The sequence below is a fragment of the Streptomyces sp. NPDC001153 genome, from assembly GCF_053598315.1.
Genome location: NZ_JBSFJZ010000005.1, coordinates 287,679 through 302,887 on the forward strand (window position 1 = coordinate 287,679; position 15,209 = coordinate 302,887).

Annotated in this window: 14 protein-coding genes; 5 read left to right on the top strand and 9 right to left on the bottom strand. The window is 74.5% G+C overall.

Annotated features, from left to right (window positions below):
- Positions 1 to 77 precede the first annotated feature (77 nt).
- On the top strand, positions 78 to 263 hold the full coding sequence (locus tag ACWDEN_RS08105) for a hypothetical protein (protein ID WP_450857970.1): 186 nt from the start codon (positions 78 to 80) through the stop codon (positions 261 to 263).
- 65 nt (positions 264 to 328) lie between these two features.
- On the opposite strand, the gene rfbC is transcribed toward ACWDEN_RS08105, so the two are convergent.
- The 5 genes from rfbC to ACWDEN_RS08130 all read right to left on the bottom strand — a co-directional run bounded on the left by rfbC (position 329) and on the right by ACWDEN_RS08130 (position 5,455).
- Positions 329 to 937 (bottom strand): dTDP-4-dehydrorhamnose 3,5-epimerase, encoded by a 609-nt coding sequence (gene rfbC / locus ACWDEN_RS08110; RefSeq protein WP_450857972.1) that lies wholly within the window; start codon positions 935 to 937, stop codon positions 329 to 331.
- A 4-nt stretch (positions 938 to 941) separates the two neighbouring features.
- Entirely contained in the window at positions 942 to 2,891 is a 1,950-nt protein-coding gene (locus ACWDEN_RS08115; protein ID WP_450857974.1) for a glycosyltransferase, read from the bottom strand.
- Between the two features lie 131 nt (positions 2,892 to 3,022).
- Complete coding sequence (locus ACWDEN_RS08120) at positions 3,023 to 3,607, bottom strand: hydrolase (protein WP_450857976.1); 585 nt, start codon at positions 3,605 to 3,607, stop codon at positions 3,023 to 3,025.
- Between the two features lie 7 nt (positions 3,608 to 3,614).
- The gene (locus tag ACWDEN_RS08125) at positions 3,615 to 5,021 is read right to left on the bottom strand and encodes an MFS transporter (protein ID WP_351620976.1); all 1,407 of its coding nucleotides are present in this window, start codon (positions 5,019 to 5,021) and stop codon (positions 3,615 to 3,617) included.
- The gene (locus ACWDEN_RS08130) at positions 5,018 to 5,455 is read right to left on the bottom strand and encodes a MarR family winged helix-turn-helix transcriptional regulator (protein WP_450857978.1); all 438 of its coding nucleotides are present in this window, start codon (positions 5,453 to 5,455) and stop codon (positions 5,018 to 5,020) included. The genes ACWDEN_RS08125 and ACWDEN_RS08130 overlap by 4 nt, the downstream gene beginning before the upstream one ends.
- A 125-nt stretch (positions 5,456 to 5,580) precedes the next feature.
- On the opposite strand from ACWDEN_RS08130, the gene ACWDEN_RS08135 reads away from it, so the two are divergent.
- From ACWDEN_RS08135 to ACWDEN_RS08150, 4 genes are read left to right on the top strand one after another with little or no spacing between them, the layout of a single operon-like run.
- The gene (locus ACWDEN_RS08135; RefSeq protein ID WP_450857980.1) at positions 5,581 to 8,616 is read left to right on the top strand and encodes an FAD-binding and (Fe-S)-binding domain-containing protein; all 3,036 of its coding nucleotides are present in this window, start codon (positions 5,581 to 5,583) and stop codon (positions 8,614 to 8,616) included.
- A gap of 11 nt (positions 8,617 to 8,627) precedes the next feature.
- Positions 8,628 to 9,737 carry an enolase C-terminal domain-like protein gene (locus ACWDEN_RS08140; RefSeq protein ID WP_351620985.1) on the top strand — a complete coding sequence of 370 codons (1,110 nt, stop codon included), beginning with the start codon at positions 8,628 to 8,630 and terminating at the stop codon, positions 9,735 to 9,737.
- Positions 9,738 to 9,778: 41 nt separating this feature from the next.
- Complete coding sequence (locus ACWDEN_RS08145) at positions 9,779 to 10,789, top strand: SDR family oxidoreductase (protein ID WP_351620987.1); 1,011 nt, start codon at positions 9,779 to 9,781, stop codon at positions 10,787 to 10,789.
- A 9-nt stretch (positions 10,790 to 10,798) separates the two neighbouring features.
- On the top strand, positions 10,799 to 11,299 hold the full coding sequence (locus ACWDEN_RS08150; RefSeq protein ID WP_450857983.1) for a metallophosphoesterase family protein: 501 nt from the start codon (positions 10,799 to 10,801) through the stop codon (positions 11,297 to 11,299).
- An 11-nt stretch (positions 11,300 to 11,310) separates the two neighbouring features.
- On the opposite strand, the gene ACWDEN_RS08155 is transcribed toward ACWDEN_RS08150, so the two are convergent.
- The 4 genes from ACWDEN_RS08155 to ACWDEN_RS08170 all read right to left on the bottom strand — a co-directional run bounded on the left by ACWDEN_RS08155 (position 11,311) and on the right by ACWDEN_RS08170 (position 15,204).
- Complete coding sequence (locus tag ACWDEN_RS08155; protein ID WP_450857985.1) at positions 11,311 to 11,946, bottom strand: SRPBCC family protein; 636 nt, start codon at positions 11,944 to 11,946, stop codon at positions 11,311 to 11,313.
- A gap of 21 nt (positions 11,947 to 11,967) precedes the next feature.
- Complete coding sequence (locus ACWDEN_RS08160) at positions 11,968 to 13,071, bottom strand: XdhC/CoxI family protein (protein ID WP_351620999.1); 1,104 nt, start codon at positions 13,069 to 13,071, stop codon at positions 11,968 to 11,970.
- On the bottom strand, positions 13,064 to 14,191 hold the full coding sequence (locus ACWDEN_RS08165; protein WP_450858015.1) for a vWA domain-containing protein: 1,128 nt from the start codon (positions 14,189 to 14,191) through the stop codon (positions 13,064 to 13,066). Before ACWDEN_RS08165 ends, ACWDEN_RS08160 begins: the two co-directional genes overlap by 8 nt.
- A gap of 137 nt (positions 14,192 to 14,328) precedes the next feature.
- Positions 14,329 to 15,204: an AAA family ATPase gene (locus ACWDEN_RS08170; protein ID WP_450857987.1), complete on the bottom strand. Its 876-nt coding sequence runs from the start codon at positions 15,202 to 15,204 to the stop codon at positions 14,329 to 14,331.
- Positions 15,205 to 15,209: the final 5 nt, after the last annotated feature.

Genomic DNA, 15,209 nt, shown 5'->3' on the forward strand with positions numbered 1-15,209 from the left:
TCGGGCACAGATCGCACACGGGCCCGCGCGGCGGGCCCGACCGACCGGTCCCGGCCGGCGCACGACGCAGAAGGAAGATGAACGACGTGACCGCGCATGCCACCGAGAAACCGTCCGTGCCCTATGCCGAGACCGGCTGGGCGAAGGCTCGCCGGCGGCGGAACCGGGGCGTGCGGACCTGTCTCCCGGCCGTCGTGGACCGTGGCTCCGTGCAGCGGCAGGGCACCGGGCCGGAGGAGAACATCGTGCGGGGCGAGGACTGAGCGAGCCGGGGCGGCCTCGGACGGGGAGCCGCCGCGCCGCACCGGCCGCGTACGCGCGAGCCGCGTCAGCCGCTGAACTCCCCGGAGCGCAGCCGCTGGTAGTGGGCGGAGCAGTCCGCGTACGTGGGCAGCAGCCCGGACCGCTCCGCCTCGGCCAGCGAGGGCGCCTCGGCGTCCTTGGGCGACAGCACCGGCCCGATGCCCTCCGGCCAGGCGATGCCCAGCGCCGGGTCGAGCGGATGCAGCCCGTGCTCGCGCTCCGGGGCGTACCCGGCCGAGCACAGGTACACCACCGTGGCGTCGTCGGTGAGCGCCATGAAGGCGTGCCCGAGGCCCTCGGCGAGGAACACCGCGCGCCGGGTGTCCTCGTCCAGCCGTACGGCCTCCCACTGCGCGTAGGTGGGGGAGCCGACGCGGATGTCCACGACCACGTCGAGGACGGCTCCGCGCACACATGTCACGTACTTGGCCTGGCCGGGCGGCACGTCGGCGAAGTGGATGCCGCGCAGCACGCCCCGCCGGGACACCGAGCAGTTGGCCTGGGCCAGTTCGAGGTCGTAACCGGTGGCCTCGCGGAACTCCGCGCCCCGGTACCACTCGTGGAAGCTGCCCCGGTCGTCCGGGAACACCCGGGGCTCCAGCACCCAGGCGTCACCTATCCCCAGTTGCCGCACGCCGTCATGCCTTCCGTGTCGTCGTGGTCGTCCGCGTTCCCCGTGTGCCACCGAGCAGGCGCCGTGCCCTGCGCAGCAGCCGGCGCAGCATACCGGGCGGGGACGGCCGGACCACCTCGACGGCACCGTGCGTGCGGCCCACCCGCAGCAGCAGGGGCAGCTTCAGGGTCCGCCCGCCGGAAAGACGGAGTTCCGTGCGCCACAGGGCGTTGCGCAGTTCGCGCAGCGGCAGATCGGCCGCCAGCAGCGCGTGGACGCCGTCGGCGGGCGTGAGCACCGCCGGCCGGTCCACCGTCCGGCCGGAGGCGGCGGCCAGGCGGAGCGTGGCCTGCGTGCGGTCGGGGACGTACAGCGGCAGTGCGACGGTCAGCGTCTCGGCGCCCGAGACCGCCGCGTCCGCCGGGGTGAGCCGGTGCAGTCCGAGGGACTTGGCGGCGCGGTCCACGTCCACGGACAGGTTGCGGTGCTGCTGGGTCCAGTACGGCAGGACGACCCGGTCCGCGAGGATCCCGGCCGGCGGCAGCGCGGGCCCCTCCGCCGGGGCGGGGCCCAGTCGGCACTCCTTGGTCCAGCCGCCCAGGCCGACCCGCACGTACAGGTCCCACCGCCCGGCGTGCAACGGGTCGCCGCCGGCCGCCGTTGCGGGGTCGACCGTGGCCGTGGCGTGCAGCACCAGCCGGGTGCCGCCGGCCTCGGCCGGAACCCGTTCGCGGGTGACCTCCACCGGCTGGACGAAGGAGGCAGCGCTCTCCCGGTCGCGCACGATCAGGTCGACGGTGGCGGCCTCGAAATCGTCCCCGGCGATCGCGGCCGGCCAGGACGCGGCCTCGGCGAGATCGCGGGGCGCGCCGTCCGCGGCCGGCCGGGGCATGTCCGCGGGGACGGTCAGCGGGCCGTGTGGCGTGCCGTACTCGGCGGTGAGGCCGATGCGCAGGGTGCCGTCCCGCCAGCTGACACCGGCCGGGACGGCGCGGGGCCGTACCCCGCTCTCCCACTCGGCGTGGGCGACCAGGTCGTCGTAGCGCTCCTCGCGGATCAGCGCGGCGACGATCCGCTCGGCGGGGCGCAGCCCGCCGGCGACTCCGGGGCCGAAGCGCTCGACGACGACCGCGTGCATCTCCTTGAGCAGTTGGTGCCGGTAGTCGTCGGGCATCGCCAGCAGCCGGTGCCCGCTCATCCGTTCGACCATCTCCACCCGCAGCCAGCGGCGCAGCAGCCTGTCGCGCAGCGGGCCCGGCTCGGTGTACCGCTCGACCACGTCGAGGGCCTCACGGAGGTTCGCGAAGTAGCCGGCCGGGTCGACGTGTGGGAAGCCCGCGTCGCAGGTGTCGTCGCGTTCGAGGTGGTAGGAGCAGACGTAGTCGCTGAGCACCGAGACGTTGTCGGCGCGCAGATAGGCCTCGGTGACGAAGACGTGGTCCTCCAGGTGCCGCCGGCCCTCCGGGAAGCGCAGTCCGGTGCGGTCCAGGAAGGAGCGCCGGAGCATCTTGTGCGGGGTGAGGCTGTCGATCAGGGGCGCGTTCTCGACCGAGGCGTGCGGGTGGTTGCGACGGAACAGCTCCACCGGCACCGGCCGGCCCTTGCCGGCCGTCCTGCCGACGACCACATCGGCCTTGTTCGCGACCCCGTAGTCGTACATCCGCTCCAGGGCCTCGTCGCCCAGCCGGTCGTCGTGGTCGACGAACAGCACGAACTCGCCGCGGGAGGCCTCGATGCCGACGTTGCGGGGCTTGCCGGACCCGCCGGAGTTCTCCTGGTGGATGACGCGCAGGTGCGGGTGTTCGGCGGCGAGCGCGTCCAGGCGGGCCGGGGTGGCGTCGGTGGAGCCGTCGTCCACGAAGATCACTTCGTGGTCGTCGGGGGGCAGCGACTGGCGCAGCAGCGAGGCGATGCAGTCCTCGATGTGCGGCCCCGGGTCGTACACGGGGACGATGACGCTGACCTTGACCGGCATCCGGTTCCAATCCCCCTTTGTTCGCCCGCCGTTGCCTTGTGGCACGGGTGGGCGTGGCCGAATGCTAACCCGGCCCTTCGCGGGGGAGTGGGGGTACCCCCGCTCCCGCCGCGAGGGGCCGGGTCGGGCGGTCAGGCGTGGGTCTTGGCGAGCAGTTCCAGGATCTCGGCGGTCGTGCCGCTCTCGCCGAGCCGCGGGAAGATCCGCTCGACGCTGTTCGCGTGCGCCTCGGCGACGGAGTCGGCCATCGCGTCGGTGGCGAGGGTGACGTGGTAGCCGTGGGCATAGGCGTCGCGGGCGGTGGACTCCACGCCGATGCTGGTGGCGATGCCGGTCAGCACGATCTGGGTGATGCCGCGGCGGCGCAGCTGGACATCCAGGTCGGTGCCGTGGAAGGCGCTCCAGTTGTGCTTGGTGACGCGGATGTCGCCGGGGTGGCCGGACAGCTCGTCGACGAGGACGTCCCAGCCCTCGGGGAAGGCGAGGCCGCGTGCCTGCTGCTCGGTGCGGCCGGGCACGGCGTCGGCCCAGTCGGGCGCGAAGGAGACCCGGACCAGGACCACGGGCAGCCCCTGCGCGCGGAAGGCGCCGGCGAGTTCGGCCGTGCGGGAGACGACGTCGGAGGCCGCGTGCGGCTGGACCGGCATGCCCACGATGCCGTTCTGCAGGTCGATCGCGACGAGGGCGGTACGGGGGTCGAGCGTGGTGAGCGACATGAGTCGGTCAGGCCTTTCCGATGGTTCGGGGGGTGGAGGTGCCCGGCCGGCCGAGGGAGCGGTCCGGCAGGGTCGTCGCCAGCAGCAGTGCGGAGCCGGCGAGCATGAACAGGGCCAGGCCGTGCAGCCCGGCCGTGTCGGCGCGGTGCGGGTAGAACGCCGCGGTGGCGGCGGACGCACCCAGCGCGCCGAGGTACATGAAGGTCCGCAGCAGCCCGGCCGCGGAGGCGATCCGCTCCGGATCGGCCTGCCGGTACAGGGCGTTCTGCGTGGCCAGGCCGATGAGGCCCTGTGGGACGCCGAGCAGCGCGCCGACCGTGAGCAGCAGCCACAGCGCGCTGTCGGCGCGCACGAGGAGCAGCAGGGCGCAGCCCGCGACCTGGAGTGCGGAGCCGAGGAGCAGCTTGGCGCGCACCGCCTCCCGGCGTCCGGTGAGCGTGGACACGATCAGCGCGGACACCGACAGCGGCAGCAGGAGGAGTCCGGCGGTGGAGGCGCCGAGCCCGCGCCCCTGCTCGAGCCACTGCGTGTAGCCGTACATGAAGGCGTAGGAGGTGGTGTAGGCGAGCAGTTGGCGCAGATAGGTGGCGAGCAGCGGGCCGTTGCCGCCGAGGACGCGCAGGTCGATGAACGGGTCCGGCACCCGCAGCTCGCGCACCGCGAAACCGGCGGCGGCGACGGCCGACAGCACCGGCAGGTACCAGCGGCCTGCGCGCGGCTCCATCAGGAACAGCATCAGCGCGACCAGCAGCAGTGCGAACAGCGCCATGCCGGGCAGGTCGACGGCGCGCCGCCGGGTCTCGGACCGGGGAAGTCGCAGCGTGCCGAGCACCAGGCAGACCGCCGAGAGCGGCACATTGACGGTGAACACGGCGCGCCAGCCGCCGAGGCCGATCAGCAGGCCGCCGAGCGCGGGCCCGACGACGGCCACGGTCTGGTTGGCGACGGCCAGCGCGGCCAGCACCCCCGCGGGGCTGTCCTGCCCGGTGCGTTCGGCCTCGCCGCGGGTCAGCCGCATGGCCGCCGGGTACGCCGCCGAGGTCCCGAAGCCGAGCAGGACCCGCGCCGCGATCAGCGCGCCCAGCGAGGGCGCGAGCGCGCCGAGCAGACCGGCGACGCCGACCAGGGCCGTACCGGCGAGGTAGAGCCGGCGCGGGCCGTACATGTCGACCAGGCGGCCGATGACGGGCTGTCCGACGGCCGTGGCCAGATAGAGCGCCGAGACCAGCCAGACGGTCTCCGCGGGCGGGGCCCCGAAGGCGACGCCGATCGGCACCAGGGCCACGGCGATCATCGAGGAGTTGACCGGGTTGAGGACCGAGCCGAACAGCATCGGCGGGATCAGCCGGCGGTCGAATCCGGCGGGAGCGGGCCGGGTGGCCCTCTCGGTGCGTCCGGTGAGCCTCGGTGTCACGGCCGCGACAGCCGTTCCATCAGCTCCAGTGCCGCAAGGACGGTCTGCCGTTCCTCCTCCGAGTAGCGGTCCTGGAAGGCGCGGGCCAGCCACTCCTCACGGACCTGGCGGTTGCCCTCGATTCGGGCCCGCCCGGCGTCGGTCAGGGTGACCAGCTGGCGCCGGCCGTCCTCGGGGTCGGGGGCGCGCCGGATCAGACCGTGCTGGTCCAGTGCGGCCAGCGTGGTCGCCATCGACTGCGGGCGCATCCCCTCGGCGGCGGCGAGCGCGCTGGCCGTGGCGGCGCCGTGCTTGCCGACGAGCGTGAGCGCCGACTCCTGTGAGGGGCTGAGGTCGGTGTCCTGCGCGACCTCGCGGATACGGCGCCGCAGCCGGCTGAAGACCACGCGCAGGTCGCGCGCGGCGCGGGCGGCGGAGTCGGAGATGTCAGCCATGCGACCCACCCTAGGACCCGCAGCCGAAACTGTCCAGCTTGGACTGTTCAGTTTTACCTGACTGATTGCCGGGTACTCGCCCGTCCTCGGACAGGGCAGCACGTCGGTGAACGCAAGGAGCGCAGATGTCCCCTCCGGACACGTCCGGCCTGGCGGCGGCTCTTCGCGCCGAGGTGGACGGCGAGGTCCGCTTCGACGCCGGCAGCCGCGGTGCCTACGCCACGGACGGATCCAACTACCGGCAGGTCCCCCTGGGTCTCGTCGTCCCCCGCACCGTCGAGGCGGGCGCCCGGGCGCTGTCGGTGTGCGCACGCTTCGACGCCCCCGTCCTCTCCCGGGGCGGCGGCACCAGCCTGGCCGGACAGTCGACCAACACCGCCGTGGTGATCGACTGGAGCAAGTACTGCACCCGGCTCATCTCCGTCGACCCCGAGCGGCGCACCTGTGTCGTGGAGCCCGGGATCGTCCTGGACGAACTGAACCGCCAACTCGCCTCGCACAAGCTCCAGTTCGGGCCCAAACCCGCCACCCACAGCCACTGCGCGCTCGGCGGGATGATCGGCAACAACTCCTGCGGCGCCTCCGCGCAGGCCTACGGCAAGACCGTCGACAACGTCCGGCGCCTGGAGATCCTCACCTACGACGGACAACGCGCCTGGACCGGCCCCACCCCGCCCGGCGAGCGCGCCCGCATCGTCGCCGCCGGCGGCCGGCTCGCCGAGCTCTACGGCGGCCTCGACCGCATCGCCGGCGAGTACCTCGCCGACATCCGCCGCGGCTACCCCAGGATCCCGCGCCGCGTCTCCGGCTACAACCTCGACTCCCTGCTGCCCGAGAACGGCTTCGACGTGGCCAAGGCGCTCGTCGGCAGCGAGAGCACCCTGGTCACCTTGCTGCGCGCCGAGCTCGACCTCGTCCCGGTGCCGCCGTACCAGTCGCTGCTGGTGCTCGGCTACGACGACATCTGCGCCGCCGCCGACGACGTACCCCGCCTGCTGGAGCACTGCACCCCCAGCCAACTGGAGGCGCTGGACGACCGCATGGCGCAGCTGATGCGCGAGGAGGGCGCCTACCTCGACTCGCTCGCCATGCTGCCCGAGGGCGGCAGCTGGCTGATGGTGCAGTACAGCGGCGACAGCCAGGAGGACGTGGACGAGCAGGCGCACGCCCTGCTGCGGGCCATCGGCCGGGACGGGAAGGAGAGCACCGTCGCCTTCTCCGACGACCCCGAACGCGAGCAGAAGATGCTCAGGGCCCGCGAGGCCGGACTCGGCGTCACCGCGCGCCCGCCCGACGGCCGGGAGACCTGGGAGGGCTGGGAGGACTCCGCCGTACCGCCCGAACGGCTCGGCGACTATCTGCGCGACCTGAAGGGCCTGTTCGACGCGTTCGACTACGACCACCCGACCCTGTACGGCCACTTCGGACAGGGCTGTGTGCACACCCGCATCCCCTTCGACCTCAGGACCGCCCACGGCGTGGCCCACTTCCGCCGCTTCGTGGAGCGCGCCGCCGACCTCGTCGCCTCCTACGGCGGCTCCCTGTCCGGCGAGCACGGCGACGGCCAGTCCCGCGGCGAACTCCTCACCCGCATGTTCGGCGAACGGCTGGTGACCGCCTTCGGCGAGCTGAAGGCCCTCTTCGACCCCCGCGACCGGATGAACCCCGGCAAGATCGTCCGCCCCAACCCCGTCGACGGCCAGCTGCGCCTCGGCCCCGGCTGGCGGCCGGTCACCTCCCCGACCCACTTCGGTTTCCCCGAGGACGAGCACGACTTCAACCGCGCGGTGCTGCGCTGCGTCGGCATCGGCAACTGCCGCAGCCACTCCGGCGGCGTGATGTGCCCCTCCTACCGGGCCACCATGGAGGAGGAGCACTCCACCCGCGGCCGGGCCCGGCTGCTGTTCGAGATGCTCGGCGGGCACGCCGACTCCGCCATCGAGGACGGCTGGCGTTCCACCGCCGTACGCGACGCGCTCGACCTGTGCCTGGCCTGCAAGGGCTGCAAGTCCGACTGCCCGACCGGCGTCGACATGGCCACCCTCAAGGCCGAGTTCCTCGCCCACCACTACGAGGGCCGCACGCGTCCCGCGGCGCACTACTCCATGGGCTACCTGCCGGTCTGGGCCCGGCTCTCCCGGATCGCCCCCTGCCTGGTCAACTCCGCGCTGCACGCGCCCGGCCTCGCCCGCGCGGGCAAGCGGCTGGCCGGCGTGGACGGCGCCCGCCCGGCACCGGTCTTCGCCGAGGAGTCCTTCGTCCAGTGGTGGCGGGCCCAGGGCCGCGAGCAGCCCGACCCGGCCGACCCGCGCACCGTGGTCCTGTGGCCCGACACCTTCAGCACCTACTTCCACCCCGCGATCGCGAAGTCGGCCGTACGGGTCCTCGAGGACGCCGGCTTCCGGGTCGCCGTCCCCACCGAGCCGGTGTGCTGCGGCCTGACCTGGATCTCCACCGGCCAACTCGCCGTCGCCAAGAAGGTGTTGAGCCGCACCCTCACGGTGCTGCGCCCCTACCTGGGGGCGGGCACCCCGGTCATCGGCCTCGAACCCTCCTGCACGGCCGTCCTCCGCGCCGACGCCCCCGAGCTGATGCCCGCCGACCAGGACGTGCGGCGACTGGCCGGACAGACCCGTACCTTCGCCGAACAGCTCGTCCACCACGCCCCCGACGACTGGCGGCCCCCGCGGCTCGCCCGGCAGGCCATCGTGCAGACCCACTGCCACCAGCACGCCATCATGAAGTTCGACGCCGACCGGGAACTGATGCGCCGCGCCCACCTGGACGCCGACGTCCTCGACGAGGGCTGCTGCGGACTCGCCGGCAACTTCGGCTTCGAACGCGGCCACCACGAGGTCTCCATGGCCGTCGCCGAACTGGGCGTCCTGCCGTCCGTGCGCGCCGCCGCACCGGACAGCCTGGTCCTCGCCGACGGCTTCAGCTGCCGCACCCAGATCGAGGAGGGCGGCACCGGCCGCCGCGCCCTGCACCTCGCCGAGGCCCTGGCGCTCGCCCTCGACGGCAACCTGCCCGGCGACCACCCGGAACGCCTGGCCGACCGCCCGCCCGAGCCCTCGCGCACGGCCCGCTGGGCGACGACGGCGACCGTCGCCGGACTCGCCGCCGGCGGCGCCGTACTCGGGGCGCGGCGGTGGGTGTGAGGAGGCGAGCCGTGAGCGACCGGCCGACCGTCGACGACGTCGACGCCGCCGTCTACACGGTGCCCACCGACGCCCCCGAGGCGGACGGCACCCTCGCCTGGGACAGGACCACCCTCGTCCTCGTCACCCTCCGCTCCGGCACCACCACCGGCCTCGGCTACACCTACGCCCCGGCCGCCACCGCGCACGTCGTCCGCGAACTCCTCGCCGGCACCGTCACCGGCCTGCCGGCCCTCGACGTGCCGCGCGCCAACGAGCGCATGTGCCGCGCGGTGCGCAACGCCGGACAGCCCGGCGTGGCCGCCCAGGCGATCGCCGCCGCCGACATCGCCCTGTGGGACCTCAAGGCCCGCCTGCTGGACCTGCCCCTCGTCGCCCTGCTCGGCGCGGCCCGCGACGACGTGCCCGTCTACGGCAGCGGCGGCTTCACCACCTACGACGCCGAGCGCCAGGACCGCCAACTGCGCGGCTGGGCCGAGGACGAGGGCATCCCCCGCGTCAAGATCAAGATCGGCGAGTCGTGGGGCAGCCGCGAGACCCGCGACCTCGAACGGGTCGCCCGCGCACGGGCGAGCGTCGGCGACACGGTCGACCTGTACGCCGACGCCAACGGCGGTTACACCGGCGCACAGGCCGCGCGCATCGGCGCCGTGCTCGCGGACCGGGGCGTCACCTGGTTCGAGGAACCGGTCCCCTCCGACCACCTGACCCTGCTCGCCGACCTGCGCCGCCGCCTCCCGATGGACGTCACCGCCGGCGAGTACGGCTACACCCTGCCGTACTTCGAGCACATGCTGGCCGCCGGGGCGGTCGACTGCCTCCAGGCGGACGTCACCCGGTGCGGCGGCATCACCGTCTGGCTGCGCGTCGCCGCGCTCGCCCACGCACGCGGGATCCATGTCTCCGGCCACTGCGCACCGCACGCGCACGCGCACGCCGCCGCGGCCGTACCCAATCTGCGCCACCTGGAGTGGTTCCACGACCACGTCCGCATCGAGCGGCTCCTCTTCGACGGCGTCCTCGACCCCGGCGGCGGCACCATCACACCGGGCGCCGACGGGGCGCCGGGACTCGGGCTGACCCTCGTGGAGGAACGGGCCGCGCCGTACCGCGTGGAATGAGGTCACCGCGTGAAATCACCGTGCGAGAAAGGGAGATGACCATGCCTTCGACCGTCGTCATCACCGGCGCCAGCGCCGGGATCGGGCGCGCCACCGCCCGGCTGTACGGCCGGCGCGGCGCGAACGTCGTCCTGGTCGCGCGGGGCGAGGGCGGCCTGCGGGCGGCGGCGGACGAGGTCGCGGCCCTCGGCGGACGCCCCCTCGTCCAGCCGGCCGACATCACCGACCAGGCCCGGGTCGAGGCCGTCGCCGAGGCCGCGGAGAAGGAGTTCGGCCCGCTCGACGTGTGGATCAACTGCGCCTTCGCCACCGTGTTCGCGCCGTTCGACGAGATCACCCCCGAGGAGTTCCGGCGGATCACCGACGTCACCTACCTCGGCTTCGTCAACGGCACCCGCGCGGCGCTGAGGCGCATGCTGCCCCGCGACCGGGGCACCATCGTCCAGGTCGGCTCGGCACTGGGGGAGCGGTCGATCCCGCTGCAGTCCGCGTACTGCGGCGCCAAGCACGCCATCAACGGCTTCACCTCCGCCCTGCGCACCGAACTGCTGCACCGCGGCAGCGACGTCCACGTCACCGTCGTCCAGCTGCCCGCGGTCAACACCCCCCAGTTCGAATGGGTCCGCTCCCGGCTCTCCCGGCACCCCATGCCGGTGCCGCCGATCTACCAGCCCGAGGTCGCCGCCCGGGGCGTGCTCCACGCGGCCGACCACCCGCGCCGCAAGCAGTACTACGTCGGCGCCGGCACCGTGGCCACCCTCTGGGCCAACCGGCTCGCCCCGGCCCTGCTCGACCGCTACCTCGCCCGCACCGGCTACGACTCCCAGCAGACCGACCGCATCCCGCCCGCCGGCCTGGACAACCTCTTCGCACCGGTGGACCAGGACCCAGCCGAGGACCAGGGCGCTCACGGCTCCTTCGACGACAGCGCCCACCCCCGCTCCTGGCAGCAGACCCTCGCCCGGCACCCCGCCGCCACGGCCCTCGGCACCGCCGCCGCGGCACTCGGCGCCGTACGCGGCCTGCGCCGTCTGACCTCCCGCGCCGCCTAGGCTGACCGCGTGCGCCTCCTGCTCATGTCCGACACCCATCTGCCCAAGCGCGCCAAAGTGCTCCCCGGGCCGCTGCTGGCCGAACTCCCCCGCGCGGACGTCGTGTTCCACGCCGGGGACTGGGTCGACACCGCCACCCTGGACCTGCTGGAGAGCCGCAGCCGACGGCTGATCGGGGTCCACGGCAACAACGACGGACCTCGGCTGCGGGCCCGGCTTCCCGAGGTGGCGTACGCCGAACTGGACGGCCTGCGCTTCGGCGTCGTCCACGACACCGGCCCCGCCCAGGGCCGCGAGGCCCGCTGCGCCGCCCGCTTCCCCGACCTCGACGTCCTGGTCTTCGGCCACAGCCACATCCCCTGGGACACCACCGCCCCGACCGGCCTGCGCCTGCTCAACCCCGGCTCACCGACCGACCGCCGCCGCCAGCCCCACCGCACGTACATGACCGCCTCCCTCACCGACGGCACGCTCACCGATGTGACCCTCCACCGGCTGCCGCAGCGGTAGGCGGTCGCCCGTCACCCGCGCCGCGTAGTGTGCCCCCTGCGCCCGCGTCGTAGCAGCCTTGCCACAGCCCAGGCCAGTACGGCGACCGCCACCGCCACGGCCGCCACTCGCTCGGCCAACGGCAGCCCGGCCGTGCGCAGGAGGTCCAGCGGCTCCGGCTCGTCCCACGGCTGCGGTTGCTCCTCGGTGGCAGGTGTGGGTGCCGGCTCGGACAGGCGGTCCGCCAGGCAGGACGCGAACTGGCTCACCAGGCGGTCGCCGACCTCCGCCAGCACGCCCCGGCCGAACTGCGCGGGGCGGCCGGTCACGGTGAGGTCGGTCCGGACCGACACCGCCGTGCCGCCGTCGCGTTCGGTCAGGGTGCCGGAGACCGTCGCCCTGGCCGTGCCCTGTCCCCGGGTCTCCCGGCCGCTCGCCACGAGCACCATCCGGTGCGCCGACTCGTCCTGCTCCTCGAAGACCGCCGTGCCCCGGTAGGCCACGGTGACCGGGCCGACCTTGACCTTCACCGAACCGGTCACCGTCTTGCCGTCGTAGTCCTCCACCACCGCGCCCGGCAGACAGGGCGCGACCCGTTCGATGTCGAGGAGTGCGTGCCAGGCGTCGTCGACCGGGACGGGGACGGTGAACTCGTGGTGCAGTTCCATGACAGGCTCCTTCCGGGCACGTCAGGCGGCGGGCGGGTGGATGGCTCCGGCGGTGCTGGTCAGCGGCGCGCCGCTGCCGCCCCAGCGCAGCGCGACGATCTCGGCGGCGACGGACACGGCGACCTCCTCGGGCGTACGGGCCCCCAGGTCGAGCCCGAGCGGTGAACGCAGCCTGGCCAGTTCGGCCTGGGTGAGGCCGGCCTCCGTGAGCCGTTCGAGGCGCTCCTCGTGGGTCTTCCGGCTGCCCATCGCGCCGATGTAGGCGGCCGGGCGGCGCAGGGCCTCCCGCAGCAGCGGGACGTCGAACTTCGGGTCGTGGGTGAGGACGCAGATCACGGTGCGGTCGTCGGTGTCCGTGCCGGCGAGATAGCGGTGCGGCCAGTCGACCACGACCTCGACGGCCGCCGGGAACCGTTTGGGGGTTGCGAAGACCGGGCGGGCGTCGCACACGGTGACCCGGTACCCGAGGAAGTCGCCGATGCGGGCCACGGCGGCCGCGTAGTCGATCGCGCCGAAGACCAGCATGCGCGGTGGCGGAGCGAACGACTGGAGGAACACCGTGACGGCGTCCTCGCGGCGCTCGCCGCGCGGCCCGTAGTGCCGCAGCACCGAGGCGCCGAGCGCGAGTTCGCCCCGCGCGTCGGCGGTGACGGCGACGTCGAGACCGTTCGCGCCGAGCGTGCCCGCCGCCCGGTCCGGCCAGACCGCGAGCGTGGCGCCGCGCGGGGCCGGTCCGTCCACCACCGTGGCCACGGTCACCGGCTCGCCACCGGCGACCGACGCGGCGACCGCGCCGAACGCCGGGTCCGACTCCGGCGTCACCGGCCGCACCAGCAGGGTGATCTCGCCGCCGCAGGTCAGCCCGACCGCGAACGCGTCCTCGTCGCTGTAGCCGAAGGTCGCAAGGCGCGCCTCGCCGCTCGCCACGACCTCCTGGGCGAGCTCGAAGACCGCACCCTCCACACAGCCCCCGGACACGCTCCCCACGACCTCGTCGTCCGGGCCCACCGCCATGGCGGCACCGGGGCCGCGCGGCGCGCTGCGGCTGACCGCGACGACCGTGGCCAGCCCGAAGGGGATCCCGGCGGCGTGCCAGTGCGCCAGCTCCGGCAGGATCTCACGCACCATCCGCTCCTCTCACCGGGGCCGCGGCGCTCTGCGCACCGCGCACCACCGCCGCCAGCCGTTCCAGCGCCGCCAGGCTGTGCCCCGCGACGAAGGCGTCCACGCTGGGCAGCGCCGCCGCCATCCCGGCCGCCAGCGGCGCGTAACCGGGGCGGGCCTTGCGGGGGTTCGCCCAGACCACCTGGTGGGCCAGGGCGTGCAGCCGTCGCATCTGCTGCCCGAGCAGCTCCGGATCGCCGCGCTCCCAGCCGTCCGAGAGCAGCACGACGATCGCGCCGCGCGCCATCCCCCGCTGCCCCCAGCGGTTCAGGAACTCGCGCACCAGCTCGCCCAGCCGGGTGCCGCCGCGCCAGTCGGGCACGGCCGCCGCGACGGCCGCCATCGCCAGGTCGGGGTCCCGGTGCGAGAGTTCGCGGGTCACCCGGGTCAGCCGGGTGCCGATGGTGAACACCTCCGTGCGGCCTGCCCGCACCGCCGCGTGCGCGAACCGCAGCAGCGCGTCGGCGTACGGCGCCATCGAGCCGCTCACGTCGACGAGCAGCACCACCCGGCGAGGCCGCTCCACGCGCGCCTGCCGGCGCAGCCGGGCCGGTTCCCCGCCGCGCCGCAGCAACTCCCGTACGGTGCGCCGCGGATCGACCTCGCCGCGCCGGGCGGGCCTGCGCCGCGCCGAGCGACGCGCCTGCCCCTGGAGGGCGAACGCGGCGAGCAGACGGCGCAGTTGGGCCCGTTCGGCGGGGTCCAGCGCGGCGAAGTCGCGGTGGCGCAGCACCTCGGCCGAGCTGGCGAGCGCGGCGACCGGCGGCGTAGGCGGCTCGCCCGCGCCCCGCGTACGGGGTCCCGTGGGCGCCTCCCGGGCGACGAGCCGCGGCCGGGGCGGGGGAGCGGCGCGCACCGCCCGACGGGGCTGCTCGCCGGCGGAACCGAAGTAGGCGGCGAACACCCGCTCGTACCGCTCCAGATCGTCGTGCCCGCCGCACAGCGTCGCCCGCCCCGCCCAGTACACGTCCGCCCGCACCCCCGGCCGCAGGGCGGCCACGGCCCGCAGGAAGGCGTGCAGACGCTCGGTGCTCGCCCCGACACCGGCCGCGCGCACCGCCCGCACGAAGCCGACCAGCACGGCGTCGGCCCCGAGGGGCTGCGCGTCTGCTCCGAGGCGTGCGGCGGCGGTGCCGAGGCGTTCGGCGTCCCTCTGGTGCCGTACGGCGTCCGGCCCCCGCGGCCGGTCCGTCCCGTTCCCGGTCGTGCCCACCGCCCTCACCCGCCCCGGGCCGCGAGGACCGCCGCGAGATCGAGCCCCCGTGCCCGGTCCGCGTCCTCCCGGTACTTCAGTACGGAGCCCAGCGTCGCCACCGCCAGCTCGGCGTCCACCTCGCTCGCCCCCAGCGCGTCCAGGGCCTCGGCCCAGTCGAGGGTCTCGGCCACCCCGGGCGGTTTGAGGAGGTCCGCGCCCCGCAGCGCCTGCACCAGCGCCGTGACCTGCTCGGCCAGCCGCGCCGACACCTGAGGCAACCGGCGGCGCACGATGGCCAGTTCGCGCGCGAAGGAGGGGTGGTCGAACCAGTGGTACAGGCACCGCCGTTTCAGCGCGTCGTGCACGTCGCGGGTGCGGTTCGAGGTCAGCACGGCCACCGGCGGGTGCTCGGCGCGCAGCGTGCCCAGCTCCGGGATGGTCACGGAGTACTCGGACAGCAGCTCCAGCAGGAACGCCTCGAACTCGTCGTCGGCCCGGTCGATCTCGTCCACCAGCAGCACCGACGGCTGGGTCTGCAGGGCCTGGAGCAGCGGCCGGGCGATGAGGAAACGGCGGTCGTACAGCTCGCTCTCCAGCCGGTCCGCGTCCGTGACCCCGGCCGCCTCGGCGGCCCGCAGGTGCAGCAGCTGGCGCGGGAAGTCCCAGTCATACAGGGCCTGCGAGGCGTCGATGCCCTCGTGGCACTGCAGCCGGATCAGCGGCGCGCCGAGCGCCTCGGCGAGGGCGGAGGCGAGCGCGGTCTTGCCCACGCCCGCGTCGCCCTCGCAGAACAGCGGCCGGTGCAGCCTCAGGGCCAGGAAGCAGGTGACGGCCAGCCCTTCGTCGACGAGGTAACCCGTCTCCTCCAGGCGGGCCCGCACCCGCTCCGGGTCGTCCATCTCGA